The organism is Siphonobacter aquaeclarae (assembly GCF_900103285.1).
GTDB lineage: Bacteria > Bacteroidota > Bacteroidia > Cytophagales > Spirosomataceae > Siphonobacter > Siphonobacter aquaeclarae.
In genome coordinates, this window is the sequence record NZ_FNGS01000011.1 from 167101 (window position 1) to 191316 (window position 24216).

A 24216-nucleotide genomic window follows, 5' to 3' on the forward strand; every position below is an offset into this window, starting at 1 on the left:
GTTTTCAGTCGAATTCCATGGATAACTGGTTCTGCTCCCGTTTGGGATGGACGTACTTCTTCCGCTTTTTGAGGGTCTCGTCGAGGATCAGTACCTCCGTTACCTTCTCCAGTACGCTCCGCTGGGTGAGCACTCCTTTCAGCGCCATGCCGCTGACGAACTCTATTTCACGCTTCCGGATGGTTTCGCGGAAGGCGTTGTCTTTTAGATTGAATTCGATGACTTCTCCCTGATACAGACCCTTCCAGGCAAATTTCCCGCCTTTTAGTACGGGGGCAATCAGGTCGATCACCGCTTCAGGGTCACTGACGACCGGATCAGGCGTCAGCCACCGGGCAAACTCCTTGCGCACGATGGTCTGCTCTTCTCCTTCTTCCGGCTCGGCGCCATACCAGCGGAAGATCACACCTGTCACTTTCGGGTAGTACTTCAGGCGGCGGTAGAAATTCCGGCGGGCTTCACGAAGCGGTACCGGGAGATCTTCGGTCGTCGTCCAGGCCCTGAATACCTGACGTACAATACCCTCCGAGCCTTCTTCCGCACTGATTCTCCATGTGTTCGGCGTCTCTGTACTTTCGAGCTCCGCGTGTCTCTCTCCGATCAGCCCCGTCAGCAGCAGCAGGATATCCCGCTCCCCTTCGTTCCGGACGAGCGCGTCCATCACCGGGGAAGCATCTGTCAATACATACTGAAGCTGAAAAAACATAGGGTACGGGTGAATGGGATGGTGGAGAGCTTTAGGCAATACGTTGTAGGCTTTAGGCTGTATGCTTTAGGCTATAGGCTTTAGGCCGCTGGCAACGTGTTTCAGCCCTCTCTTGCTTATAGCTTACAGCATAAAGCTTATCGCTTACGGTATGGGCTTTATGCCACATGCAACGTGTTTCAGCCTCTTGCTTATAGCTTACAGCATAAAGCTTATCGCTTACGGTATGGGCTTTATGCCACATGCAACGTGTTTCAGCCTCCTGCTTATAGCTTAAAGCATAGAGCTTATCGCTTGCGGTATAGGCTTTATGCCGTAGGCAATGTGTTTCAGCCTCTTGCTTATAGCTTACAGCCTAAAGCTTATCGCCCAAAAACTACAGCTTATCGCCCAAAACCTGCCGCTCCCCCTCCCCGAAAGATACAAAAAAGCCGGATCAGCCTGCACCGATCCGGCTTCAAAACCAGGGGAAAGCTTAGTCGATGACCACGCAGAGACCGCGTTTTACATCTTCCTCTACTTTCTTGAATTTCACGTCGCGTTCGATACGGCCGTCCATATACTGTACCGAAACCCGCTGGTTGGGCTCGATCTTGTGGGAACGGATCGGCTGCTGACGCGGGCGGTCTTCGATAGCCGGACCGGCAAGGGCTTCAAGCTCCTCGGCGGTTGGCGCGCTGCCTCCGGTGATGCCGGCGACGTCGTCCTTGCTGGTTTGCAGCTTCTGCTGCGGCGGAGCCTGCCGGGGCGCCTGCGGAGCGGCCGGGGCTTCGTCTACCTGCAATTCCGGAACATCATAGCGCATCAGCAACTGTACGATATCGAAATTGACTTTATTGACAAACTGCTGGAAGAGTTCGATCGACTCGAATTTGTAAATCAGCAGCGGGTCTTTCTGTTCGAAAACGGCGTTTTGTACCGACTGCTTCAGGTCGTCCATGTCGCGGAGGTGTTCCTTCCACTCCTGGTCGATGACAGAAAGCGCGATTGACTTCTCGATTTCCCGCGTGACGTCGCGGCCTTCGCTGTGCAGCGCCTTCAGGAAGTTGACCTGGAAGCCCATGAGGTGCTCGCCGTCGGTAAAGGGCAGGCCAATGACCGACTGGTCGTTGACATTGCCGCGGTTGGCGTCAAACAACTGCTGGAAGAACGGCAGCATCCGGTGTGCGATATCGCGGCTCTTGGCATTGTAGTGGCCTTCTGCCGCGGCGTGGAGCTGCTGGGTACGCTGTTCGGGCCGCAGACGGGAGAATTCGTCTTTCGAGAACGGAACCTGGATGGACAACGACTCGATGACGCGCAGTTCGAACTCTTCGTAAGACGGGTTATTCTTCACCAGCTCCTCGCATACGTCAAACAGAATATTGGCGAGGTCAAGGGCCAGCCGGTCTCCGAAGAGCGCGTTCCGGCGGCGCTTGTAAATCGCCTCCCGCTGGTAGTTCATGACGTCGTCGTATTCCAGCAGGCGCTTCCGGATACCGAAGTTGTTTTCTTCGACTTTCTTCTGCGCCCGTTCGATCGACGAGGTAATCATCGAGTGCTGGATTACTTCTCCTTCTTCCATCCCCATCCGGTCCATCACCTTCGCGATCCGCTCGGAACCGAACAGACGCATCAGGTTATCTTCCAGCGAAACGAAAAACTGAGAAGAACCCGGGTCACCCTGGCGACCGGCACGACCACGCAGCTGGCGGTCTACCCGCCGGGATTCGTGGCGCTCGGTACCGATGATGGCAAGTCCGCCCGCCGCCTTGGACTCCGGCGTCAGCTTGATATCCGTACCCCGGCCCGCCATGTTGGTGGCGATGGTTACGTTACGGGGCTGACCGGCGCTGGCGACGATCTCCGCTTCGCGCTGGTGGTACTTGGCATTGAGGACCTGGTGCTGAATACCCCGCATGCGGAGCAGACGGCTCAGGATTTCGGAGTTTTCGACGGAGGTTGTACCGACGAGTACCGGGCGACCGGCTTTCACCAGTTCGTCGATCTCCTGAACAACCGCGTTGTATTTCTCCCGAACGGTCTTGTATACTTTATCTTCCTGGTCGGCGCGGACGATCTTGAGGTTCGTCGGAATCGCGACAACGTCCAGTTTGTAGATCTGCCAGAATTCGCCGGCTTCCGTTTCCGCTGTACCGGTCATACCGCCCAGCTTGTGATACATCCGGAAGTAGTTTTGCAGCGTTACCGTCGCATAGGTCTGGGTAGCGTCTTCGACTTTCACCTTTTCCTTTGCTTCGATGGCCTGGTGAAGCCCGTCCGAATACCGGCGGCCTTCCATGATCCGGCCCGTCTGCTCATCGACGATCTTGATCTTCCCGTCCATGATGACGTATTCCACGTCGCGCTCAAACAGGGTATGTGCCTTGAGGAGCTGGCTGACAGTGTGGATACGTTGTGTTTTGATGGAATAGTCGCGGATAATCTCGTCTTTCCGGTGGATTTTTTCCGTTTCGGGAAGATCGGATTTGTCTACGCGGTTGAGCTCGATCGACAGGTCAGGCAGGATGAAGAAGTTCGGATCTTCGTTTTTCGACGTCATGACATCGATTCCCTTTTCTGTCAGTTCGACCGAGTTGTTTTTCTCTTCAATGACGAAAAACAGCGGCGCATCGGCTTCCGGCATACGCTTGCCCTGCTCCTGGAGGTAGTCGTTTTCGGTCGCCCGCATGATCGCCTGATTCCCCTGTTCGCTGAGGAACTTGATGAGGGGCTTGTACTTCGGCAGACCGCGGTGCGCACGGAACAGCGCCAGACCACCTTCTTTCGTATTGCCGGCGGCAATGAGGCGGCGGGCGTCTGTCAGGAAGCCCTGAACGAGCTTCTGCTGCTCTTCGACCAGCTTGTGGATGCGGGGATTGAGTACCTCAAACTCCTGTACGTCGTCGTCTTTCACAATCGGACCGCTGATAATCAATGGGGTCCGGGCGTCATCGATGAGGACGGAGTCCACTTCATCGACCATCGCGAAGTGGTGCTTGCGCTGGACGAGCTCTTCCGGGCTCCGTGCCATGTTGTCACGGAGGTAGTCGAACCCGAATTCGTTATTGGTACCGTACGTAATGTCAGCCAGATAAGCGTTGCGGCGTGCCTGGGTATTCGGCTCATGGCGGTCGATGCAATCGACGGTCAGGCCGTGGAACTCAAACAGCGGCGCATTCCACTCGGAGTCACGCTTGGCGAGGTAGTCGTTGACCGTGACAATGTGTACCCCTTTGCCGCCGAGGGCATTCAGGAACGACGGCAGCGTCGAAACGAGCGTCTTACCTTCCCCCGTCGCCATTTCGGAAATCTTACCCTGGTGCAGTACCACGCCGCCGATGAGCTGTACGTCGTAATGGACCATGTTCCAGGTAATCGGCTGGCCGACTACGTCCCAGGTGTTTTTCCAGATGGCCTTGTCGCCGTCGATGACGACGTTCGATTTCTTCGAAGCAATAAAGCGGTCGTGAACCGTTGCGGTGACGGCAAGCTGCCCGTTTTCGGTATACCGGCGGGCGGTTTCCTTCACGAGCGCAAAAGCCCGGGGCAGAATCTCGAGCAATACCTCTTCGAGCTTCTGATCCGACTGTATTTCGAGGGCGTCGAGCTGCTTGAACAGGGAGTCCTTTTCGTTGATATCCAGGTCCGCTTCTACGTCAATGCGCTGACGGATGGCATCGGCCTGTTCCTGAATGGGAGCCAGACGTTCTTTGATAACTGCCTTCAAATCAGCGGATTGCTGGCGGATATCATCGTCAGATAAATCCTTTAACCTGGCAAATTCGGCATTAATCTTTCCGACGTAGGGATACAGTTCTTTCAGGTCCCGATCGGATTTCGTGCCGAAAATTTTGGTGATGAGTTTAAGCATAGCTCTGTGCTAAAGCACCGTTAATCGTGGTTAGTCAACCATGTGACACGCTGACTTTCAATACAAATCGGTTGTGACGGCTTCAAACAAAAAGCCCCCACCGGGGGTCGGACAACAGGCAGAAGACAAATTTACGCTATTCTCCGCACCCGAAAGCAAAAAAAAAGTTCCCAAACACCGCTTTGGACCCGAAAGCGGCCAAAAGGTTTTGCAGATCGGACAAATTGACAGAAAATCAGAAGCAGTCGGACAGGTCCGCCTTTTTTGACCAAAAAAACGGTCAGTGAACGGGTTTTCTTTTCTCACCCGCCCTATAACTACTATATTAGTTCGTTTTTTCAACGTCATCAGCGCTATGAGCGACCAACAGGAAGAGAATCCCTACTACCGCCGCGTTCACAAGGAGCGGCCCAAGATGAAAATACCCGGCCTGGGCAGTATCGGCGCGGGCAAAGGTCAGGGAGATATCTATACCCGCCTGCTTCCCCTTGTCATAATTGCGTTTATCGGTTACGCGGTGTACGATACGTTCGTGTCGATCAACCGAAAGAAAAAAGACGTAGTAGACGGCGCCGACGCCATCCGGGAAATGACCTGGAATCAGGAAAAGGTATTCAAGAAGTACGCGGATATGGGCAAGAAGGCCAAACACTTTTACCTCGTGATTGGAAAACCGGGCGCAACCAAAACCATCGACTTCGGCGAGGAAACGTCCGGCTTCTGGGATCAGGTCGACCCGTACAACCACCTGACCAAAGCACCGGGCAGTCTGAAAGTGACGGTAGACGCCTACGACAACAGCCGTGACCGTACCATTGAAATGAAATTTGAATAAGGGCTCATTTCCTACCTGACCCAAATAGAAAAAGGGATTTCCGGCCAGGAAATCCCTTTTTTATGCTTGTCTGTTTGAATCAGGCTTCCACCAGCATCGCCCCGAACGAGTAGCCGCCGCCGAAGGTCGTGACGACAATCTTGTCTCCTTTCTGGAAACGGTACTTGTTTTCATCCAGCCCGATGGCGCAGCCGGCACAGCCGGTATTGCCGAGGTACTGAATGTTGGAAAGCAGCTTGTCCATCGGCAGGCCGAGCTCTTCCATGACTTTTTTCGAAATCCGGAAGTTGGCCTGGTGCGGAAGTACCCAATCCACGTCGTCGAGGGTCATGCCGTTGCGACCGAGGATCTGCCGGCTCGCACGGGGCATATACACAACAGCGTTGATGAATACGTCGCGACCGTTGGGCATGACAAACCCGCCGTCTTTCGGCTTCAGGACGACGCCTTCCATAGCCTTACCGGCCGTGGCAGCTCCGCCTGTCAGAATGTCTACGATCTTGAAATCTCCTTCGGATACGCGGTCTGCCGAGAGAAACAACGCCGCAGCGCCGTCTCCCCAGAGGTGACCGGCAACTTTGTCTTCGTCATTGCTGTAAGCGGTGTTATTGTCAGACACCACTACCAGCGCACGCGTCGCTTTTTTCATGCAGAAATATCCCTGCACTACCTCGAGGGCATTCAGCAGGGACGAGCACGCCGAAGAAACCGACACCACCGGAATATCCGGAATCTGGAGGTCATGCTGGACAGCATGGGCCAGGGAAACGATGGTATCATACGGCGTATAGGTGGCCCCAACAATCAGGTCAATTTCCTGAACCGGGTAAGGCAGCAACGCCAGTCCCTGGCGTACGGCCTCGATGGCCATGGTATTCGTGTTTTCGTGAGGGGCGGCTTTCCGACGTTCTCGGATGCCCGTCCGCTCCACAATCCACTGGTCAGACAATCCATTCAGTCGGGCGAAGTGTTCATTCGTAACAACTTGCTCCGGCAGATAGCTACTTATCGCGTTGATATACATAAGGGTCAAGCGGGGAAAGCTCGCATTTGCACTTTGCCGTGATTTATTGCACTATGCAAAGAATGTGTTTTGTATTGAACTACGCAAATGGATCACAGAATATTCATAGAAGCTATTGATATAATCATACGTAAATTTACAATCTCTTCCTATTCGGTGTAACGTAAGGCTCGCATGCGCTGTATAAACCTTGCGTCCTCCGAAAAGTTCTCTCCAAAAAATTAAATAGTATGCTTGCATAATATTAGGTATGCATTCTATCTTTGAGCATCCCAATAGTATGTAAGCATACTATTACCGTATGTCGGAATTATGAATTTCATCGCGTAAAACTAAAAACCAGATCACCCGTCAGGATGAGGCGAAGGCAGCCCCTTCCCTCATCCAACGGGTCATTTTTCTTTCCAGACAGCCTGTACGCGATCGGCTTTTGCTACTTTTTTCCAGAAATCAATCCATGCTGCATAATCGGACGCGGGCCTTCGGACCGGCAGCACCTGCAACGTGCGGATATAGGTAAGTCCCTCCGGCCCTGCCATTGTTTTTGCGCGGTACGTCCCGAACTGGGTTTTGATTTCCACCGCCTCCGGAAGCCCCTCCAGCTGGTATCCTTCCGGTACGTGGCAGGTAACGGTATCCGCGTCCGTGAATCCCCGCTTCCAGATAAGGTCGTGTACGCGCGGTACCGTCGCATCCGGAACCGGCATCTTCCGGGAAAACTGAGCCAGCGGAACAAACAGGCGGTGATCGGTCAGCGTTCCTGCCTGCCGCATATCCAGGGTCAGTTCTTCCGTCATAACCGGACCGGCCGGCAGCGATGCATCTGACAGCTGAAAACGAACCAGGTCGAACGAAGCCAGGTGAATCTGTTGCAGCATCCATTTCCGCAGATCCTCTCCGGACGTAGTCTCCTTCACCTCCCGCAGGGTTTCCTGCTGAATACCGGTGTAGCGCGTTGCCATGTCCACCCGGGCGCTGCCCTTTGCATCCAGGCGTACGTTCACACGCCGGAATACGCCGTTTTGTTGCTCCTGATAGTCGGGCGTCCGGACCAGTTTACCCCCCGCCGGGGTTTCCAGCAAGGCATACCTTCCGCCGGTGAAACTGCCCATGTACCCCGGCTGGCCGTACTGGTCGGTACACTCCAGCCATACGGTATCCTTTTCCAGCGGCACACAAAGTACCTCGTGGTTGAATACCACCGACGGAAAGTCCGGCAAAATATCCGGCCGGCTTTTCCCCGCTGTAATGGACGCCGTAAACGATTGAATACCAGCCACTTTCAACATTCCTTTCAGGTAGTTGGAAAGCGCCTTGCAATCGCCGTACCCCTTTTCCGCAACGGTGGACGCGGGAAACGTCTGCCAGCCGCCGATTCCCACCTGAATACTGACATAACGGGTAGACTGCTGCAGGTGCCGGTATAGTCTGGCAATTTTGACGCGGGTATCTTTTTCATCCCTGACCAATTGCAGAACGGCTTGTTTCGTCGTTTCGGGCAATTCATCGCGTCCGGCATTCAGGTCATAAAAAAACTGACCGATTTCTTTCCAGGAAGCGGCGGAGCCTTTGTATCCCTCCATCTGAAAAGCATTCGGAGCCATCAGTACCGCCGGCCCGCAAACGGCATACGGATCCGTATAAGGTTCTTTTTCTCTCGGAGACAGGTTTCGAACCTCCCAGGTTTGAGTAAGGATGCCGGCTTCCTCCGTCTTCCGAAGCAGCTTCGCTCCGTTCAGCTCCCGGTACCGGACGCCGAGAGACGCGGGCACGCGCACCGTCAGGGACGACTGCTCCACGGCCGCCTCCTCATCCTGTTGCGGAAACCAGTACGGATAGAAGGCCGTAGACTTCGAAACAAGCTCATAGGCGAACTCTACCGTAAACGGGTAGACAGCATACCGGAAGGTTGCCTGCCGTACTTTGGAGTCGTCGTATAGCGAGTAGCTCGCGTGGGCGGAAGCATCGACGATATCCGATTTCTTCAGCCGTTTCTGCTCCTTGCCGGAGGCGTCGAGCAGTCGGCCTTCGAAGGACCGGATCCGGGCGTTTTTGTTGTAAAACACTTCTTTGGAGGCATAATCGAGCCCCCGTTCATCAAAAATCGTCACCACCTCCCGGACGCGCTCGACAGCCTCTCCCGCCGCCGTAATTTCAAATTCCTCTTCGCGGAGGCGGATAACCGCTCCTGCATCCCGCTTCAGCTCCGGACGGACACTGAAGGCGGGGTATTGCTGAGCCTGCGCCCAAAACGGCAGGCAACCCAGCAGCAACCAGATCAGACGCATGTTATTTCTTTTTGAGGACGACCTTCTCGGTATGTTTCGCGATAACCATGTCCATCAGCTGTTTGAGGTAAGGGTATTCGTCGGAGGTATAAACAGGCTTTTTAAGTTGCAGGCGGCTCACGAAGAGTAACTGCTTGTCTTCCGCGAGCTGCATCTGAAAAGTAAACCGGCCGCCGTCTTCCGGCAGCACGATTACCTTCGGCGCCGGAAGCGCCTCGGGAAGATACCCTTCCGGCAGGTTCACGGTAGCCATGACGACCTGCTCGGTCGGATGGCCAAAGTCGACCGGATACAACCGCGTAGCATGCTTGAACTGGTTGCGGGAAATCGCCCGGCCGAGGGACGGGTCCAGGTACAGCCTGTCGCCGGTACGGGTGCAGGCGTCCTCGTACGCGATCTCCGCCGAAAAGACGAAGCTTTTGGCCGGATCCTCGAGGAATTCCGCCTTTGCGTTTGAGACCGACCCTTCGCCCGACTGGCCTAATATCCAGGAACGTGCCAGTTTTTCCGTGCTGCTTTTTATTAACTCATGCCGACGGTTAAGCGCTTCATAACCCGACCAGGTATACGCTATTTTACCGGTCAGGCTGGCGTCGGCTTTGAGGTTGTACTCCAGGGAGATAACCTCCCGGCTCGTTACCGGTGCGAGGTAAATCCAGTCAGCCTTGTCCCTGTCTACAATGCGGCCTACTTTATTCAGACAGCGGTACGGCAGCGTGCCTAGCGGAAGATAGGCGTCGGTTGCGTCAAGAAAAACCGGCTTTCCGCCGATGTACGTGACGCCTACCACTTCGTTGAAATAGCTGAGCATCGGAAATTCGAGGAAGACCATACCGTTGTCACGGGTACTGAGCAGAACCGGAAATACCGGCAGATTCAATTCCCGTACCAGCCCGATCAGCAGCAGGTTAATTTCGGCCGAGTTACCTGTTTTCTGTTCGAAAATTGTCTTCGGCGTACTTTCAGACCAAAACCGTGATTTACCGTTCCAGGTCATCAGCTGGCGAATCGTTTTCTGGGCTTCCGCCACCATTCCGAGCGTATCCGGATGCGCCGCGCGAATAGCCTGGGCAAGCTCTTTCAGAAAACTGGTTTTCCGGAGATACCGGCCTACCTGATCGTCGTTAATGAGGCTTTTGTCAATGTCGGTCCAGCGGTTGGAGTAGCTCTTGACGATCCCATCGAGCGCACTGCGTTCGAGCTCAAACCGTAACCGGGCAAGGTAGTCTTCCGGGTTGGTAGTATAGGGTTCGGTGCGGATCGCCGGGACGTCTTCGACCACATACTGAAAATTCATACCATACCGGTCATCGTTGTCTGTCTTGTTGACTTTCAGCGGTCTGGGATTCTGGAAGATCGTACGGTAGTAGAGTTTAGGCGGAAAAAATCCGGCACATTCGCTTCGACGAACCGGAATATCGGATTGAAAAAACCAGTCTTTCGGTTGAAAAATAAAGTCCGACGCCAGCTCATACTGATACTCAATAATACATCCTTCCTGCACGTGGGGAAGGGTAAATTTAGTCAGGTACAGGCGGTCACCTGCTTTCGATTCAAACAGGGCCGATTTCCGGAATTCTTCCGATTGAATGACGCCGTTTTCCAGCCAATAGGTCCGCCCTCTTACGTTCACAACAAACTCTTCTGACCGGTTTCCGTTCCGGTATTGGGGGATGGAAATAGTCGCTCGCTCATATGCTGATTTCCGGAAGATTTTAATACGCCGGAAGAACTCCTGGCGGATTTTGTAGTATCCACCCTCCGGCTCCGGGAGGTTCAGGTAGGTGTAATCATCCAGAATAGCGGCATCCGCCGACGAATCGCCGGGATACACCGTCATCCGGAGATCATCCGCTGTAATCTTGGGAACAGATCGCTTCTGCGCAAAGGCAATACATCCTGAAAAAAGAGACAGGACGAGTACTAAAAAAAGTCTCATACAACTCGGAATACAAATTTCGGACAGCAGGTTAACGGAGGATAAAAAAGGAAAGCAGCGAAAGAAGCTACCGCAGGTAGTTTAGTGGAAAGGGGACATGTGTTATGGGGTTAAGGATCGTCGGACAAATAAAGAAAGAAGCCGGCTATTCCTGCATTTTCCCGTATGGAATATTTTCAAATGAATCCGTTTCATCAATTCGTGATTTTCTGCCGGCTGATCTTAACAATTTGTTGATTCATTGGCCGGAGAAATCTCTGCTTTCCCGCGGATTTTTGCCGGTTCAAACCGAACCACCATGTTTCGTTCTTTCTTTCTCTTGTTTTCTATGCTGGCGGTAGCTGCCTCGGCACAAACCGCCAAACGACCCAAAAACGTCATCCTGCTGATAGGCGACGGAATGGGCGTCAACCATGTGTATGCGGCCCAACTGGCGAACAAAGCGCCGATTCACCTCAACCGCTTCCCGTACCTGGGGCTGTCGACCACCCACCCTATCCGGGACTTCGTCACCGACTCCGGCGCCGGCGGCACTGCGCTCGCCATCGGGGTGAAGACGAAAAACGGCGCTGTCGGAGTCGATTCTTCCGGTACCCCCCACCCGTCCCTGGCCGAGCTCGCCAAACAACACAAACTTGCGACGGGTATCGTCACCACGTGCGACATCACCGATGCTACTCCGGCCGATTTCTACGCACACGTCAAATCCCGGAACGAACACGAAGCCATTGCAGGTCAGATGGTTAAGTCCGGACTTGACGTCGTCATCGGCGGAGGCATGAAGTACTTTGTTCAACGGAAAGACGGCCAGAATCTCCTCGAAACGTTTCGCAAAAATGGCTATACCGTAGCCGATACCTCAGCTGATTTTACAACGGCGAAGGGTGGAAAGCTCGTCGCATTTACGGCTTTTGTCAACCCGAAGAAAGTACTGGAAGGCCGCGGCCCCGAGCTTCGGCAGGGAGTCGAAAAGGCGCTTACTGTTCTCAACCAGAACAAAAACGGCTTTTTCCTGATGGCAGAAGGCTCGCAGATCGACTGGGGCGGCCATGCCAACGACCTGAAGTATATCCTGACCGAGACGCTCGATTTTGACCAGGCAGTAGGTGCAGCGCTTGACTTCGCTGAGAAAGACGGTGAAACCCTCGTCATTGTGACCGCCGACCACGAAACAGGCGGACTTTCATTGACCAACGGCGACTGGCGCAACGGCGTCGTAGAAGGCAAATTCACGTGGACGAACCATACCGCCAACCCGGTACCGGTATTTGCCTTTGGTCCCGGCGCGGAATTGTTCCGGGGTATCTTCCCGAATACGGATGTTCACCAGAAAATCCGTACCGCATGGTGGGGTAAATAATCCCTATCGGATACAAAAAAAGTCCTCCGGATGCACCGGAGGACTTTTTTATAGTATCAGGATCAGAAAGGATATCCTCCCGCTTCCAGTGCCGCGTGAGCAATCCTGCGCCGGGCTTCCTTCAGGTTATACGGATCGATCTTCGTAAACCGCTTCAAGCCGAGCAGCATTACATTTTGCTCGTCTCCTTCTGCAAAGCTCGTAATCGCCTGACGACCAGCCCAGGCTACTTTTTCGACCGCTTCGTGGAGGTATACCAGCGCAGCTTCCTTCTGCACGGCTACGGCATTTTCGCCCTTGATACCGATCAGTTTTTCAACCCGCAACAGCGCCGATTCCGCGGCATATACTTCGATCAGCATATCGGCCAGGTTCATGATGATTTCCTGTTCCTTGTCAAACGCCATCATGAATTTCTGCACGGCTGCTCCGGCTGTCATCAATACTGCCTTTTTCAGGTTTTTGATGACTTTCTTTTCCTTGATAAACAGGCCTTCCTCTTCTTCTGCACCGAAATCCGGGATACTCATGATTTCCTTCGAAACAGCCATAGCGGGTCCGAGGATATCGAGCTGCCCCTTCATGGCCCGCTTCAGAATCATATCCACCGTCAGCAGGCGGTTGATTTCGTTCGTGCCTTCAAAAATCCGGTTGATGCGGCTGTCACGGTACGCCCGCTCCATCGGCGCGTCGGCGGAGTAGCCCATCCCACCGTAGATCTGTACGCCTTCGTCCACGACATAATCCAGAACTTCCGATCCGTGTACCTTGAGGATAGCGCATTCGATGGCGAATTGCTCTACCCCCTTGAGCTTGGCTTCAGATTCGGGCATGCCTTCGGCGATGAGGGCCTGAATGGCGTCGTCGATGTTTTGACCGGCCCGATAGGTAGCTGATTCAGAAGCGAATAGCTTCACAGCCATCTCCGCAATCTTATGCTGAATCGCGCCGAAGCTGGCGATCGCCGTTCCGAACTGCTTGCGTTCCTTCGCATATTGAATGGCCTGGGCTGCAACGGCTTTAGCGCCACCGATACAGGCCGCCGACAGCTTGATACGCCCGATATTCAGGATATTGACAGCAATTTTGAAGCCGCCTTCCCGCTGGTACAGCAGGTTTTCAACCGGTACCTGGCAATCGTTGAAGAAAATCTGACGGGTATCAGACGATTTGATGCCCAGCTTGTGCTCGGGCTCGTTCATGGTGATACCGCCGAAGTCACGCTCGACGATAAACGCCGTCAGGTTTTTGTCGTTATCAATTTTTGCAAAAACGATGTAGATATCGGCAAAACCGCCGTTGGTAATCCACATCTTCTGCCCGTTGAGGACGTAATGCTTGCCATCGGCCGACAACACCGCCTTCGTCTTGCCCGAATTGGCATCCGAGCCGCTGTCGGGTTCGGTGAGGCAATATGCCGCTTTCCACTCGCCGGTGGCCAGTTTGGGCAGGTATTTGGCCTTCTGCTCTTCGTTTCCGTAGTAGAGAATCGGCAGGGTGCCGATTCCGGTGTGCGCCGACAGCGCGACGGCAAAGCCTCCGGACGCGCCGATTTTGTCGGTCACGAGCATGGACGTATTGAAATTCATCCCGAAACCGCCGTACTCTTCCGGAATCGACGTCGCCAGCAGGCCGAGCTCGCCGGCTTTGTTGAGTAATCCGACGATGGGTTCGTAGCTTTTGGCTTCGTCCAGTTCTTTCATCCGCGGGAGTACCTCGCGATTCAGAAATTCTTCGCAGGTTGCGGCAACCATCCGTTGCTCTTCTCCGAATTCTTCCGGAATGAACACCGAATCCGCCGGAATGTCCTGAATGAGAAACTCTCCTCCTTTTATAGAAGCTCCTGGCTTGGTAGCGATCATAGTCTGTTTGATTTAGATAGATATCCGAAAGTTCGACAAAGAAGTATTATTATGCAAGCATACTATTTTACTATTTTCAGAAGACGTCGCAGATACGGCTCCCAGCCCTATTTTTCTTTTCGGAGAAAACTTTTGCCGGCGCTTGCGCGTTACCTTCTTCCCTCCTCTTATGAACCATGATGAAAACCCTGCAACTCCGCATCCAGGTAAACGCCTACTCCACCGAAACTGAGCTGTCGGCGCCCGAGCAAACGCTGCTGGAACGTGCCCGAGAAGCCACTTACCAGGCTTATGCCCCGTATTCCCGTTTCCACGTAGGCGCGGCGGTATTGCTGGACGACGGCACCATTTTCACTGCCAATAACCAGGAAAACGCCGCCTTTCCCTCCGGCTCCTGCGCCGAGCAATCCGCCATCTTCTGGATCGGCGCCAACCATCCCGAGCGGAAAATCCTATCGATTGCCGTAGTAGCCCGGCCGGGAGACGACCGGATTTTCAAACCCGTATCGCCCTGTGGCGCCTGCCGGCAGGCTTTGCTGGAATACGAACACCGGCAAAAGCAGCCTATCCGGCTCCTCATGCTGCAACCCGGTGGCGGCGTGCTGGCTATGAACGCCATCGCTGATCTGCTGCCGGTGAAATTTGATGCGGATGATTTGTTTGACCGGGCCTAGCGACGCAGAACAACCGGTCCCAGCAACCCGGAAGGTTCCGGCTCCCATTTCGAGGCGTCGAACGGTTCGTACCGGATGCTGACAAAATTGATATCATAAAACTTCCGCCAGGGAAATTTCTCCGCATCCAGCGCGCGGATGCGGTTGGCGGACAGATTGGTGACGTCTACTTCCAGTTTGTTTTCTGCCTTCAGCAAGCCCGACGGAAGCCGGAGCCGGTGCGGGAGGCACCAGGTTTTACCGACTACCTGATCGTTCAGCCGAACCACCGCCGATTCCCGTACTTCTCCCAGGTCGATGTAGCCGTCTTTCTGGCCTTTCCAGGCTGCGGGCAGCCGGAACGAAAGCGTGTACCGGGCCGTGCCGCTGAAGGCTTCGCTTTCGACGTGATCGAGCTCCGTCCACGATACCAGCCGGGACGTACCCAGCGCAGGCGGCATTTTCGGCTCTCCTTCCAGAAAATCAATCTGCCAGATACCTGTAAGATTCAGCGAGTCTTTGAAAACGGGCGTCTCCGGCCAGGGTATTCCTTTGCGGCGTGACGGGTAGGTCTGAATGAAGACCGACTCGCCCGGTTCGAGCGCGAGCTCCAGCGACAGCGTACTGTCTGCCTGCTGCGCCACCGGCACATAGCCGGCACGCCCGTGAAGCGGGTCAAACAACTGGGCAGACAGGCCGGTTGTAGCCAGTCCAATCGGTCCACGGTGGAAGGAATCCGATAAGTTTGTAATAAAATAGATCGTTCCTTCGGCATTTTTCTTCCGGATAAAGGACAGACCCGGCAAGCGTTCGGCTTTCACACCCAAACCGGTCAGTCCCGAAACCACATCCGGACGGATCGTTACGAGCGGCCGCAATGCCTCTCTGCGCGTCTTGAATGCCTGTTCATCACGACGATACCCCGCCGTTTTAGCGGGAATATCCTGTTCAAAAAGAATGCGGGCGCCAGCCTTCGCCAGTCGCTCGAGCGTCCGCAGGGTTTCGTCCGGGAGGAATTCCGCAGCCGGAACAACCAATACCCGGTAGCTCGCACCACCGCCGGATACCAGCTTTCCTTCTTTCACCGAAAAACTTTCCAGCAAATGATCGGAAACAAAATCAGTTTGGTAACCTGCCTGGCGCAGGTGTGACGCAGTCGCGCCAAAGGGCGTATCGTTCAGCCAGCGGCGGGAATTGGCATGTACATCAAACAGAAAAGGCGCCTCTCCGGCCGCTACGCCGTGCCAGATATCCTGAATCGGGAAGTACAGCAATACCTGTGCATCGGGTTTTGCGGCCTGCAGGCGGGTCTGGCATTCGGTGATATACCGGTTCAGTTCCGGCAGATCTTTCCAGAAATGGCTTTGCTGATTGTAGTTGGTGGAGGCATAAAACAGCCAGCCCGGCCATTTTTCCCCCGGCGGGGAATAGGGAATACCGTGATAAAAGATGTGGTTTACTCCACCCGTAAACAACTCATCCACAATCGGTTTGATCTGAGAAAGCGATACCCGGAAATGCTCCCCCAGCCAGGTGGACGTTTCGGAGGAGACCAACGGCCGGCCTGTCAGGTGCGCGGCTGATGACGCAAACTGCATCGTCAGCGTACCCGGCACGCCGAAGCGCGTCGAATCATAGGCTTTGTCCAGCCGGTAGCCGGGAATCCGGTATTGTTTGCTGCCGAAGTATTCGGTTTCAGGAATATCAGCCAGCGCGTAGAGATCGAGAATATTGGCCGGCGAACCGTGAGCCTGATCACGGGTTACCTTTCCCTGCGTACGGGTCCAGTCGGTCCACTGTTTCGTAAACCGATCGTGAAGCAGTTCAGAAAATGTCGTATGGTAGTCGGCCCACATCCGGCGATCCTCCTCCGACAGGTCTTTCTTCTTTTGGAGGACAGACATGGGAAGCCTGTATCCCCGTCGGCGCTGAAATTCAGCAGCAAAATCGTTCGTCCAGTTTGCGCCATATACTTCATAGGAATCATTGTAGTACGACCGGATGCCGTTTCCGGCGGGGAGATTGGCCATGAAATGAGCCAGGTACCGGTCTACCGCTCCGGCGTCATACGGATTAACGACGAGGCCTTCGCCGCCCGGCGCTGCCCGTTTGACTTTTTGTCCGGTAGGTACAATCTGCAGGGAATCGTTCCGGAATTCGAACTTCCGCGCACCATCGGCTGTGGGTACCCACGGCCCGCCGTACGGCCAGCCCGTCCCGAGTGACAGGTCGATGCCCATCCCCCGTTTGGCGGCTTCGCGGACGGTGAAGGTCAGCATATCATTCCACTTCGGGCTGAGAAATGCGAGAAAGTCCTTTTCATATCCTTTGACCCCGTAGATGGGGATGATGTGCAGGCCTCCAAGCCCGGCTCCGGCGAAATCATCCAGGTTTTTCCGAATGCCTTCTTCGGTGACGGCGCTGCCCATCCACCACCAGTAGGCCCAGGGTTTGGCCGTGTTGACGGGGGTGGGAGACTGGGCCGTTGCGACGACCGAAAGGAACCAAAACAGGCAAACCAGGTACTTCATTCTGTTCAAATTAATCCCGCAAAAGAACAAAATAAAGCTGACAAAGCTGTCCGGCGCTGTCCCGATTCCCGGAAATGAAATAGGGTTTCTGTGGCGGAAACGAGGATTTCCTTCGAAAAACACAAAAGCCTATTGCGTTTACCTGACACAAAAAAAGCCGGATACCTGACGGCATCCGGCCCTTTTCTTCATGGCCTGCTGTTTATTCTCCGGCACCGGCGCCGTCCTGTACATCGAAGCACAGGGAAGCGGCGCCCAGCAGTCCCGCGTCGTTACCGAGGGTGGCACGCGTGATCTGGAGGGTATTGAGGTTGTACGGCGTCAGCCAGTATTGCAGGCGACGGTGTACCGCCGGCATGATGAATTCAAACGACGCCGACAGACCGCCTCCGATGAGGATCAGGTTAATATCGAGAATGCGGACGAGGGACGCGAGTCCGTCGCCGAGGATTTCCCCTACTTTATCGAAGATCTTCAGCGCCAGGTCGTCTCCTTCAACCGCCGCGGCAACGAGGCCGGTGGTTGAGATAGAGCCGTCGCCGGGAAGCTGGGTTTCTCCGGTATACTCTGCCCGCATGTTTTCAGCGAGCTGGAGCAGTTCGTTTTTGCCAATATTCCGTTCGAGTACCTTTCCGTTGGCAGACGGGATGTGGCCAGGCTCCATCGCATTGCCGTTACCACCCGTGAAGATGCGACGGTTGAGAATAGCCGCTCCGCCAACGCCCGTTCCGAGCGTGATGAAGATGTAGTTCTCGTCGATTTTCTCTTCGCCGAAGTAGAACTCTCCCAGCGCAGCTGCGTTAGCGTCGTTTTCCAGGAAAAACGAAACACCCGGAAACCGCTTGCTGAGGTACTCCACGAGGGGAATATTGTTCAGTTCGGGAATAGCTGTGATTTCAATGGGAGTTGTTCTTTTCCGGTTGATCATACCCGGAAGACCGATTCCGACTTTCGTGATGGAGGGATGATCGAGCAGTTGCAGGGAAATTGCATCTCCGAGACGTTCCTCAAAGTGTCCCGACTGCCGCCAGCTGAGCGTATCGTGGCTGTAAAAGTTGGAAATTTTACCCGTGGTAGCATCTACGAGGCCCATTTTGACGTTCGTTCCACCAACGTCTATCCCTAGGTACTGATTATCGGCCATGAATGAAGGAAACAGGTTTATTAAATTAATTTCAAAACTGGGGCGAAAATAGTGTTTTCTGCTTTTTATCCGGTTAAAATACGACGCCCCGCGTGAAAAAACTTACAGATCTCCCAGCTGCGGACGGACCAGAATTTCCTCTACCACAGCGGAAGGTGACAGATGGTAACACGTCCAGAGCAGTTCGGCCACATCCTCAGGCGCCATGAAACGGCTTTCAGGCAGGTCGGTACCGGCCCAGCTGTTGGTAAAGGTAGCCCCCGGCAGAATCGCCGTCACTTTCACCTGGTGGGTTTTGAGTTCTTCGCGGAGGACTTTCGTCATCCCCAGCAAGGCATATTTCGAGATACAGTAAGACCCGCCGTTGGAATAGGCCGTGATACTCGCCGTAGAGCAGACGTTGACGATGTAGCCTTTCTTCCGGCTGATCATCCCGCCGACGAGCGCGCGGGTGAGGTGGTAGGCAGAAGCGACGTTTACCTGCATGATGGTCTCAAAGGTCCCCTCCTCCTCGTTATGTACCTGTCCGGGCAGAAAAACGCCGGTATTGTTGACGAGGAAATCGACCGGACGGCCGAGGGAAGAGACAAACGCCGCGAACCGGTCCACGTCTTCCCGGCTACCCAGGTCGGCAGCCAGAATGAAAACCCTGCAACCCGGAAAGGCCGATTCCGTGTCCTGACGCAGGGTTTCGAGGTCGCTCCCATGCCGGGCTGTAGTCACAACGTCGAAACCGCCGGCCGCAAAACGGCGCAGGATCGCCCGTCCGATCCCTTTGGTTCCGCCGGTCACGACCGCCAGCGGCCTTGCTTCGTTATTCACTAATTCACTCATAGTCAATCAGTTAATTATCCGTTTGGTAACTTTCCCGAAAGATCGTCCGGAAAAGGGGATACAGAACGGGTCTACAATCGTTTAATTCGTAAAAAATTTAACCCCAAGATGCGAAAATACGCCCTTCTGTCGGGTTTGTTGCTGGTCGCTTCCCTCGTTCACGCACAATCGGATTTCTTCATCAAGGTCGGGGCCGGCCTGAGCATTCCATACGGAAAATTCGAAGACGCTGAAACTCAGGACCTCGCAAAGCTGGTCCGGACGGGTCCGAATATCGGACTGACGATCGGGCATGATTTCGGCCGTCACTGGGGCCTCGCACTGACCGGCGCCGTCTGGCAGCATGCCGTCCGGAATGAGCGGATGACAGAATACCTCAAAGAGCAGTACCTGCCGGCGGCGTATCAGCCGTATGTCAAGTCGCTGGGTACTTCCTCCAACAATTTTCGCTTCGTCACCGGGTACCTCTCCCCCTATTACGCTTTTTACCTGGGAGAACGCCTGCGTGTAGATATCCGGCTCAACGGCGGTATCATGTATATGCAGTTTCCGGTTATCCGCGGAGACGGTACGGCAACGAGCCCGCTCGACGGCAAGGACTATCCGCTGTCGGTTGTTACGGCTGAGTCGAGCGCTGCGTCGTTTACTTACGGAGCCGGCGGCAGCCTGACGTACCACGTCACTGGAGCGTTTCGTGTGTTTGCGGATGTGGACGGACTACGCTCCCATCCGAAGTTTGACGATATTTCTGTCAAAGGCAGCCTCGGACCGGTGACCCTCGACACCGTCCGGCCAGGCTTTACCCAAACCGCCGGAACGCTGAGTATCCGCTTCGGAGCGGGGTTTTTCTTCTGAACTAATTGATTACAGCCATGAATCTATTGACCAGACTGGGACGCTATTTTATTTTTCTGGGGATGTTGTTCCGGCGACGGGAAAAAGCTTCCGTCTATGCCCGGCAAACCCTGGAGGAGGCCGTCCTTCTCGGTATTGACTCCATTTTTATCGTTTCCATCGTATCGACGTTTATCGGAGCGGTAACCTGTGTGCAGACGGCCTACAACCTCGTCAGTCCATTTATTCCTGATTATGTCATTTCGCTGATTGTCCGGGACATGACGTTGCTGGAGCTGGCTCCGACCATCACATCCATCGTACTGGCCGGAAAGGTCGGTTCCAATATCGCCAGCGGTCTGGGTACCATGCGGATTTCGGAGCAGGTAGATGCCCTGGAGGTGATGGGTCTTAATTCGGTCTCCTACCTCGTCCTGCCGAAAATCCTGGCGGCGGTACTGGTTTTTCCGATGCTGATTACGATTGCCGGTTTTCTGTCCATCTGGGGAGGTTATGTAGCCGGTACACTCACCGGCGCGATCACCCCGGACGAATACATATACGGCATCCGGGCCGATTTTATCCCGTTCAACGTACCTTTCGCGCTGATCAAGACAGTGGTATTCGCGTTTCTGATCACTTCTATTTCCGCGTTTCAGGGGTATTATACAGAAGGCGGCGCTCTGGAGGTCGGCAAGGCCAGTACCACAGCGGTAACCAACAGCTGTATCGCCATCCTTGTGGCCGACTACCTGCTCGCACAGCTCCTTCTTTAATAAAGCCATGTAACGGGCCCGGCCCGGATGATACCATGATTGAAATTCAGAATGTAAGCAAAGCCTTTAACGGACGTCAGGTGCTCGACGGCATCTCCGGTAAGTTTGAACCGGGGAATTGCAGCCTGATCATCGGCGGATCGGGCACCGGGAAATCGGTGCTGCTGAAGTGCATCATCGGACTTTTTAAGCCGGAAGCCGGCAACGTGTTGTATGCCGGCCGGGATTTCTGGGAGGGCAACGCCGACGTCAAACGGGATATCCGCCGGGAAATGGGCGTACTTTTTCAGGGCGGGGCGCTTTTCGACTCAAAAAACGTCCTCGAAAACGTGAAGTTTCCGCTGGACATGCTGACGGATCAGTCGGAAAAAGAAAAGATAGAGCGGGCCGAATTCTGCCTCCAGCGCGTCGGGCTCGAAAATGCCGCCAAGCGCATGCCGTCGGAGATTTCCGGAGGGATGAAAAAACGGGTAGGCATTGCCCGGGCCATCGTGATGAATCCGAAATACCTGTTTTGCGACGAGCCCAACTCAGGCCTGGACCCGCTGACGAGTGTCAAAATCGACGAGCTCATCCAGGAAATTACCGATGAATACAAGATTACGACCGTCGTCATTACCCACGACATGAACTCCGTTCTCGGCATCGGAGAATACATCATGTTTCTGCACAAGGGTCACAAGCTCTGGGAAGGCAGCAACCAGAATATCCTCGACACGGACGTACCTGAACTTCAGGAGTTTTTATATGCGAACCAACTCATCCGCCGGATGAAAAATCACTGATTCATGCTGCTGGCCGTTCACCATATTGCCATTATCGCTTCGGACTACGCGGCGTCGAAACGTTTTTACACCGAAGTACTCGGGCTGGAAATCATCCGGGAAGTATACCGGGAAGCGCGGGATTCCTATAAACTGGACCTGGCGGTCAACGGGCACTACCAGATCGAGCTGTTCTCCTTCCCGAACCCGCCCGCACGTGTGAGCCGGCCCGAGGCGGCCGGCCTGCGCCACCTGGCCTTCGCCGTACGGGACCTCGAAGCGGCCATTGCCCGCCTCACCTCGTTTGACGTCGCAACTGAACCCATCCGGACGGATGAGTTTACCAACAGGCGGTTTACGTTTTTTGAGGACCCGGATGGGTTGCCGTTGGAGTTGTATGAGGAGTAGTTTTCGGTTTTCGGTTTTCGGTTTTCGGTTTTCGGTTTTCGGTTTTCGGTTTTCGGTTTTCGGTTTTCGGTTTTCGGTTTTCGGTTTTCGAGGGATTTCCGGATTCGTTACTAACCCTTAAAAACCTGCAAAACCATTCTCTCACCCAACTGAAAACAGTAATCAAAGGGAATAAACAGAAAAAGCCCGGATATGTCCGGGCTTTTTCTGTTTATTCCCTTTGACTACTGCACCGATGCCGTCGCCAGCGTCACGTCCAATTCAAACTCGTCGTAGATGGCTTTGTCACCGAGGTTATCGAAGAAGCTCTTCGAGCCGTACTTGATGTCATACTTGGAGCGGTCGATCGTGATTTTCGCCGTAGCCGTACCAGCTTTCGGGTCGACCGTAGCGGGGAAGGTTACCGGAGCCGTTTTGCCTTTGATGGTCAGGTCGCCGGTTACTTCGTACGCGTTGCCACCTTTCGGGGTTACTTTCGTTACCTTCAGGGTAGACGTCGGGTAGTTGGCTACGCCGAAGAAGTCGTCAGAAGAAAGGTGTCCTTTCAGCTTGCCGTTCATTTTTTCGTCCTTCACGTCGGTAACGGCCAGAGTGGTCATGTCCATCGTGAAGCTACCGCCAACCAGTTTCTTGCCATCGAGGAGGAGTTGGCCTTCTTTGAGGGCAATGGTTCCGCTGTGTTGTCCGGTTACCTTCTTGCCGAGCCAGTTGACGGTCGACTTGGCAGCGTCTACTTTCACGGGAACGGGTTTCTTGCCTGCGTTCACGAACAGGACAGTAGCAGCCAGAGCAGCAGCGAAGAATTTAATCGTTTTCATTGTGTGTTTCGATTGATAGATGGGAACTGGTTTTGTGTATAAGGAGGAATTAACTCTCTACAGGATTTCCGTCACAGTCAACGGATTCGGTCGACCGGATCTTGTCAAGCAGACCGCTTAGTTGCTCGGCTTCCTCGTCGCTTAACCGTTCGACGATATCCGCCTGCCACTCCCCGGAATGCCGGTCGATTTCCGCCAGCAGATCCAGGCCTTTTTCGGTAATACTCACGTCCACGGCCCGCCGGTCTTTCGGGCATTCCACCCGGTTAACCAGCTCTTTTACCACCAGCTTGTCTACCAGACGGCTGGCATTGGACATTTTGTCGAGCATCCGGTCAATAATCGCGTTGACCGTAATCGCGTTCGGGTGCTGTCCCCGCAAAATGCGAAGTACGTTGTATTGCTGAATAGACAACCCGAAGGGCTTCAAGGCATCGGCATGCCGGTTCACCAGCCAGTTATTCGTGTAAATCAGGTTTACCACGACCTTGTGATGCGGACTTGCGAACGTTTTTTGTTTTATTTCCTCTTCAATTGTCATGGCGTTGCTTCAATGTGGATGCAAATATATACATCAACATTAAATGTATATACATTGTATCGATTTTTTTCTTGTTAATAAATGTAAAAAGGAAGCTATAGGCTTTAAGCTGTAAGCTATAGGCAGTACACGCCGACGGGCATTCAGCGTATAGCCTACAGCTTAAAGCCTATAGCTTATCGCCACCAACTATGCCCCAAAACCTGCGTCTTTCCGAGCTGTGGATTTACCCGATTAAGTCATTGGGAGGTATTTCGCTTACTTCCGCCACGCTGACCGAACGGGGTTTAGCTCATGACCGGCGCTGGATGCTTGTCGACGAAACCGGCCGGTTCCTTTCCCAGCGTACTTTTCCCGAAATGGCCTTGCTGCGTGTTGAGCTGACCGACGACGCGCTCCTCGTCCGGCATAAAACCCGTCCCGTCGACCCACTGGTCATTCCGTTAGCTTCTTCTTCAACGAATACCGTCGACGTTCAGGTATGGGACGATACCATGCCCGGGCAAACGGGCTTCTCCGACGCCGACGCGTGGTTTACGGAAGTACTCTCCCGCCCCTGCCGGCTGATTTACCAGCCGGAGGCCACGCGGCGGCCGGTAGACCCCCGGTATGCCCATCACCACGAAATCACCAGTTTTTCAGACGGATACCCGTTTTTGCTGATCGGACAATCGTCGCTGGACGACCTCAACAGCCGACTCGAAACGCCGCTACCGATGCTCCGTTTCCGGCCGAATATGGTTTTTACGGGCGGTCCGGCGTTTGACGAAGACGCCTGGCATTCCTTTCAAATCGGCTCGCAGGCCTTTTTTGCGGTCAAACCCTGCGCCCGGTGCGTCATGACCACCATCGACCCCGAAACGGCTGAAAAAGGAAAAGAACCGCTCCGCACGCTGGCCCGGTACCGGAACTGGAACAGCAAAATCCTTTTTGGTCAGAATATATTGCCCGGTCCGGAGCTCGGTCGTATTTCAGTGGGAGACGAAGTCGTCGTCCACACCCGGAAAAATCCTCCGCTGTAAACAAATAAGCCGGAACGGGTCACC

At 54.2% G+C, this 24216-nt stretch carries 19 protein-coding genes; 8 read left to right on the top strand and 11 right to left on the bottom strand.

Annotated elements, in window-relative coordinates; translation table 11 throughout:
- Positions 1-4: 4 nt before the first annotated feature.
- Both BLR09_RS23645 and secA read right to left on the bottom strand, forming a co-directional pair.
- Complete coding sequence (locus tag BLR09_RS23645) at positions 5-706, bottom strand: hypothetical protein (RefSeq protein WP_093208529.1); 702 nt, start codon at positions 704-706, stop codon at positions 5-7.
- 475 nt (positions 707-1181) lie between these two features.
- Positions 1182-4559: a preprotein translocase subunit SecA gene (secA, locus tag BLR09_RS23650; RefSeq protein WP_093208532.1), complete on the bottom strand. Its 3378-nt coding sequence runs from the start codon at positions 4557-4559 to the stop codon at positions 1182-1184.
- A 355-nt stretch (positions 4560-4914) separates the two neighbouring features.
- Here secA and BLR09_RS23660 point away from each other — a divergent pair, with 355 nt between their 5' ends.
- A complete protein-coding gene (locus tag BLR09_RS23660; protein ID WP_093208537.1) occupies positions 4915-5394 on the top strand; it encodes a hypothetical protein in 480 nt (159 codons plus the stop codon).
- A 79-nt stretch (positions 5395-5473) separates the two neighbouring features.
- Here the strand turns inward: BLR09_RS23660 and BLR09_RS23665 are convergent, their stop codons facing one another.
- The 3 genes from BLR09_RS23665 to BLR09_RS23675 form a co-directional block, all read right to left on the bottom strand.
- Positions 5474-6418 (bottom strand): 3-oxoacyl-ACP synthase III family protein, encoded by a 945-nt coding sequence (locus BLR09_RS23665; RefSeq protein ID WP_093208540.1) that lies wholly within the window; start codon positions 6416-6418, stop codon positions 5474-5476.
- 392 nt (positions 6419-6810) lie between these two features.
- Entirely contained in the window at positions 6811-8706 is a 1896-nt protein-coding gene (locus BLR09_RS23670; RefSeq protein WP_093208542.1) for a DUF3857 domain-containing protein, read from the bottom strand.
- A 1-nt stretch (position 8707) separates the two neighbouring features.
- Positions 8708-10645 carry a DUF3857 domain-containing protein gene (locus BLR09_RS23675; protein ID WP_093208544.1) on the bottom strand — a complete coding sequence of 646 codons (1938 nt, stop codon included), beginning with the start codon at positions 10643-10645 and terminating at the stop codon, positions 8708-8710.
- Between the two features lie 298 nt (positions 10646-10943).
- Between BLR09_RS23675 and BLR09_RS23680 the strand changes: the two genes are divergently transcribed.
- A complete protein-coding gene (locus BLR09_RS23680) occupies positions 10944-12005 on the top strand; it encodes an alkaline phosphatase (protein WP_143011208.1) in 1062 nt (353 codons plus the stop codon).
- Between the two features lie 62 nt (positions 12006-12067).
- Here the strand turns inward: BLR09_RS23680 and BLR09_RS23685 are convergent, their stop codons facing one another.
- Entirely contained in the window at positions 12068-13867 is a 1800-nt protein-coding gene (locus BLR09_RS23685; RefSeq protein ID WP_093208548.1) for an acyl-CoA dehydrogenase family protein, read from the bottom strand.
- 176 nt (positions 13868-14043) lie between these two features.
- On the opposite strand from BLR09_RS23685, the gene BLR09_RS23690 reads away from it, so the two are divergent.
- Positions 14044-14541: a cytidine deaminase gene (locus tag BLR09_RS23690; protein WP_218126708.1), complete on the top strand. Its 498-nt coding sequence runs from the start codon at positions 14044-14046 to the stop codon at positions 14539-14541.
- Here the strand turns inward: BLR09_RS23690 and BLR09_RS23695 are convergent.
- The 3 genes from BLR09_RS23695 to BLR09_RS23705 all read right to left on the bottom strand — a co-directional run bounded on the left by BLR09_RS23695 (position 14538) and on the right by BLR09_RS23705 (position 19029).
- A complete protein-coding gene (locus BLR09_RS23695) occupies positions 14538-17051 on the bottom strand; it encodes a glycosyl hydrolase (RefSeq protein WP_093208679.1) in 2514 nt (837 codons plus the stop codon). The genes BLR09_RS23690 and BLR09_RS23695 overlap by 4 nt on opposite strands.
- A gap of 202 nt (positions 17052-17253) precedes the next feature.
- The gene (locus tag BLR09_RS23700; protein ID WP_093208550.1) at positions 17254-18195 is read right to left on the bottom strand and encodes an ROK family protein; all 942 of its coding nucleotides are present in this window, start codon (positions 18193-18195) and stop codon (positions 17254-17256) included.
- 102 nt (positions 18196-18297) lie between these two features.
- Positions 18298-19029, bottom strand: a complete 732-nt coding sequence (locus BLR09_RS23705; protein ID WP_093208552.1) for an SDR family NAD(P)-dependent oxidoreductase — start codon at positions 19027-19029, stop codon at positions 18298-18300.
- Positions 19030-19137: 108 nt separating this feature from the next.
- Here BLR09_RS23705 and BLR09_RS23710 point away from each other — a divergent pair, with 108 nt between their 5' ends.
- Genes BLR09_RS23710 through gloA2 form a run of 4 tightly spaced genes read left to right on the top strand, consistent with a single transcriptional unit; the run spans position 19138 to position 21811 of the window.
- Positions 19138-19884 carry a hypothetical protein gene (locus tag BLR09_RS23710; protein WP_093208556.1) on the top strand — a complete coding sequence of 249 codons (747 nt, stop codon included), beginning with the start codon at positions 19138-19140 and terminating at the stop codon, positions 19882-19884.
- Between the two features lie 26 nt (positions 19885-19910).
- Entirely contained in the window at positions 19911-20639 is a 729-nt protein-coding gene (locus BLR09_RS23715; protein ID WP_093208683.1) for an MlaE family ABC transporter permease, read from the top strand.
- 35 nt (positions 20640-20674) lie between these two features.
- Complete coding sequence (locus BLR09_RS23720; protein WP_093208559.1) at positions 20675-21424, top strand: ABC transporter ATP-binding protein; 750 nt, start codon at positions 20675-20677, stop codon at positions 21422-21424.
- 3 nt (positions 21425-21427) lie between these two features.
- Positions 21428-21811 (top strand): SMU1112c/YaeR family gloxylase I-like metalloprotein, encoded by a 384-nt coding sequence (gene gloA2 / locus BLR09_RS23725; protein ID WP_093208562.1) that lies wholly within the window; start codon positions 21428-21430, stop codon positions 21809-21811.
- A gap of 224 nt (positions 21812-22035) precedes the next feature.
- Here the strand turns inward: gloA2 and BLR09_RS23735 are convergent, their stop codons facing one another.
- Together BLR09_RS23735 and BLR09_RS23740 are read right to left on the bottom strand one after the other, a co-directional pair.
- A complete protein-coding gene (locus BLR09_RS23735) occupies positions 22036-22629 on the bottom strand; it encodes a YceI family protein (protein WP_093208569.1) in 594 nt (197 codons plus the stop codon).
- A 49-nt stretch (positions 22630-22678) separates the two neighbouring features.
- Positions 22679-23170: a MarR family winged helix-turn-helix transcriptional regulator gene (locus BLR09_RS23740; RefSeq protein ID WP_093208573.1), complete on the bottom strand. Its 492-nt coding sequence runs from the start codon at positions 23168-23170 to the stop codon at positions 22679-22681.
- Between the two features lie 191 nt (positions 23171-23361).
- On the opposite strand from BLR09_RS23740, the gene BLR09_RS23745 reads away from it, so the two are divergent.
- The gene (locus BLR09_RS23745; protein WP_176785655.1) at positions 23362-24192 is read left to right on the top strand and encodes an MOSC domain-containing protein; all 831 of its coding nucleotides are present in this window, start codon (positions 23362-23364) and stop codon (positions 24190-24192) included.
- Positions 24193-24216 lie beyond the last annotated feature (24 nt).